Origin of the sequence: Streptomyces spongiae, from assembly GCF_009377185.1 — a bacterium.
Taxonomy (GTDB): domain Bacteria; phylum Actinomycetota; class Actinomycetes; order Streptomycetales; family Streptomycetaceae; genus Streptomyces; species Streptomyces spongiae.
Window position 1 is genome coordinate 1 of record NZ_VJZC01001093.1, and the last position, 1,171, is coordinate 1,171.

A 1,171-nucleotide genomic window follows, 5' to 3' on the forward strand; every position below is an offset into this window, starting at 1 on the left:
TCGAGCCGGCGGAGGGATGACCGGGGCGGATGCGGCGGCGGAGGCAGCTGACACGGGGCAGCCGAGCTCCGCGCGGGCCGAAGGGGCGCGCCCCGGAGGCGAACCAGGGAAAGGTGCGAACCGGGTCCGGATGGCGTCCGGACCCGGAACGAGCGCCCGCCGGGGGGAGGTTGTTCCCCGGCGGGCGTTCGCTTGTCCTCCCGGCGGGCGCTCGCTTGTTTTCCACCCCCGGCGGGCGCCCGCCGTCGTGCGTCGCGGTTCGGGCGGGCCGCCGTCCGATGGCGCACACCGCCCGCACGGGGGCGCACGCGCATATGCGCACTCGTCTCCGCGCCCATGCCGCCTCGTTGAACAGTTGAGCTGTGTAGCCCTCGGGGGGATGGAAACCCCACGAACTTGGGTAAAAACGCTGTGGCGGCGCCACAGTTCATGATTCCCTATAAATCGCCAACGCAGCCCCCGGACGTCACCTGATCCGACTGATCTGAACCGACTGATCCGAACCGGCTGATCCGATCCGGCTGACCGGGCCTGGCCCCGGTGCCGACCGGGGCGCGACGGACCACCCCCCACTCCGTTCCTCACCCCTCTCCTCGCGTGCTTGCGGAGCCGACCCATGCTCACGACCCTGAACACCTCCTACACCGACACGCGCGCGGCCGACCTGGCCTGGGCGCTGGGGCGTGAGCCGCTGCCCGCGCTCGCCACCCTCGACCTGGAACTCGCCGGGGCGAAGCTCCAGTTGCGACTGCTCGGCGCGTCCCACCAGGTACTCCTGGAGGAGGAGCGGGGTGGCTGTTCGGAGACGGTCGCGTGCATCGCGGGTTCCAGCACACCGCTCCCCCTCGGCGTGGCCAAGCGGTCCGGCGACTGGGAGTACGAGTTCGCGGCCCGCGTGGAGGTCCTCTCACCCGGCTCCTTCGCCGGCCGCGCCCAGGAGTTGCTCGACCTCGTCTCCGACCACCCCCACGGCCTGGCCGGAGTCTTCCCCGGCAGCCCGTACGCCTTCACGGCGTTGCTCGCGCAGAGACACGAGGGCCAGGTCCACTGGCGCACCTGGCACGCGTACCCACAGGACGGGCAGTTGGTGGCGACGAGGACGAGGGTGGGGGTACGGGTACGGGCGGGGGCCTCACGTAGCCCGTCCGGCGTTTGAGGACGAGGCCGTTCA

General features: G+C 71.7%; 1 protein-coding gene. It reads left to right on the plus strand.

The genetic code is table 11. From position 1 onward, the window contains the following. The first annotated feature begins 616 nt into the window (after positions 1-616). Complete coding sequence (locus tag FNH08_RS50335; protein ID WP_152778724.1) at positions 617-1,156, plus strand: DUF2617 family protein; 540 nt, start codon at positions 617-619, stop codon at positions 1,154-1,156. Positions 1,157-1,171 lie beyond the last annotated feature (15 nt).